This window comes from Nostocoides sp., assembly GCF_035343835.1.
Lineage (GTDB): Bacteria > Actinomycetota > Actinomycetes > Actinomycetales > Dermatophilaceae > Nostocoides_A > Nostocoides_A vanveenii.
Genome location: NZ_DAOQZV010000374.1, coordinates 1 through 1,939 on the forward strand (window position 1 = coordinate 1; position 1,939 = coordinate 1,939).

Below are 1,939 nucleotides of genomic sequence, written 5' to 3' on the forward strand. Positions count from 1 at the left end.
GGGTCCTCTTCGCCGGCGCCGAGGGTCGGCTGGAGTCGCTGGCCCGCGCTGCCCGGGGTGCCTGCGTGCGCGCCGGCGCGGAGGTCGACGGTGGCCGCTTCCATCCCCACGTCACGATCGCTCGGTCCAAGCGTCCGCTGGAGGCGACCCGCTGGATCCGTGTGCTGCAGGCCTACGACGGTCCCGGGTGGGTCGCCGACGAGGTCGCGCTGATCGAGACGCATCTCGGCGAGGGCCGCGGCCGGCGCCCACGGTATGAGCGCGTGGCCACCGTCCCGCTCGCATCGGCGTGACCCGCTCCGGCAGGATTGACCCATGACTCGACACGTTGCCGTCGCCGCCACCGGACCCGTTGCCGTCGACGCCGGGCTCACCGCGGTGCGCGCGGGCGGCAACGCGGTCGACGCGGCCATCGCAGCGATGTGCGTGGCGATGACGACCGAGCCGGGGGTGGTCAGCCCGATGGGCGGTGGGTTCGTCACCATTTGGCCGGCCCGCGAGGAGCCCGAAACCATCGACGGCAATGTCGCGATGCCGGGCCGGGGCCTGCCCGAGGACCGCTTCGGCCAGGGCCTGCGTCAGTTCGACCTGGCCTACGGCGGTGGCATAACGATCTTCGGCGGCTGGGGATCCGCGGGCATCCCCGGAGCCTTGTCCGCACTGCAACTCGCGCACGACCGTCATGGCAGCGGCGCTTGGGCGCAAGCGATCGAGCCAGCGGAAACCGCTGCACGCGAAGGATTTCGGCTCGGCTCGGCGGCCGCGAGCTATCTCGCCCTGACCACCGACAACCTCTTCGGCTGGGATCGTGAGACGACAGCGACACTGACGCGCGCCGACGGCACCCACCTGCAGGCCGGTGACAAGATCCGCGATACCGCACTCGCCGACAGCTGGGCGCGCATCGGCGAGCATGGCGCCGGGGATCTCTACACCGGGGAGATCGGCCGACGACTCGCAGACGCTTGCGCCGCCAATGGCGGGCTGATCACGGCGGAGGATCTCGCGGCATACGAGCCGATCGTCCGCCAGCCGCTGCGAATGTCGTTGGGGGACTGGGATATTGCCACCAACCCGCCGCCGAGCATCGGCGGCCCCATGCTCGCCGTGATGCTCTCGGAGTTGGTTCGCCGCGGACGCATCGAGTGGGCTGACATCATCGAGGTCCAGCAGGCCGTGCTCACCTATCGATCCACTGTGCACGACTATTCGCCGGACCTGGAGGAGGACGGCTACCTGATGCTCGAGACGGTGCGCGAGGCTGGGCTGAAGGGCCTCTCGACGTCCCAGTCGACCGCACACGTCAGCGCCGTCGACAGCGACGGGCTCGCCTGCGCCATCACGGCATCGAGCGGATACTCTTCCGGCGCAACGGTTCCCGGCACGGGGTTGCTGCTCAACAACTGCCTCGGCGAGCCCGAGCTCAACCGGCTCGGACTGCACGCCCTCACACCCGGCACGAGGCTCGCCTCGAATATGGCCCCGTCGGTCGGCCGCAGCGCCCGCGGCGACGTGCTCGCGATCGGCAGCCCCGGGGCCGACCGGATCACGACCGCATTGATGCAGGTCCTGGCCCGTCACTGCCTCACCGGCCTGCCGCTCGGCGAGGCGATCGCGGTACCGCGCGTGCACGTGCGGGTCGTCACGGACGAGCCGACCCGGATCGAGTTCGAGCGCGACCCCGCGGTTGCCGAGGCCGTGGTCAACTCCGGGCTGCCCGGCCACGAGCACGAGCCGCAGGCGATGTTCTTCGGCGGCGTCGGCGGCGCTGCGCGCAGCGCGACCGGAGTGCTGTATGCCGCGGGCGACCCCCGCCGCGAGGCGGCCACGGGCGTGGCCTGATCCGCGTTGAGCCGCGTTGTGGGCAGGCGTGACCCGGCTTGTGCGACGGCCCGGACTCGATGTGGGACCCCGGTGAGCCCGCCGGAGCCGGATCGTT

The 1,939-nt window shown here is 71.5% G+C and carries 2 protein-coding genes; both read left to right on the plus strand.

The annotated features are described in order from the left end of the window. Positions 1–293 (plus strand): 2'-5' RNA ligase family protein (locus tag PKH97_RS16260; protein ID WP_324388650.1); only part of this gene is annotated, 293 nt, incomplete at its 5' end. A gap of 22 nt (positions 294–315) precedes the next feature. Next, the gene (locus PKH97_RS16265) at positions 316–1,842 is read left to right on the plus strand and encodes a gamma-glutamyltransferase (protein ID WP_324388651.1); all 1,527 of its coding nucleotides are present in this window, start codon (positions 316–318) and stop codon (positions 1,840–1,842) included. Positions 1,843–1,939: the final 97 nt, after the last annotated feature.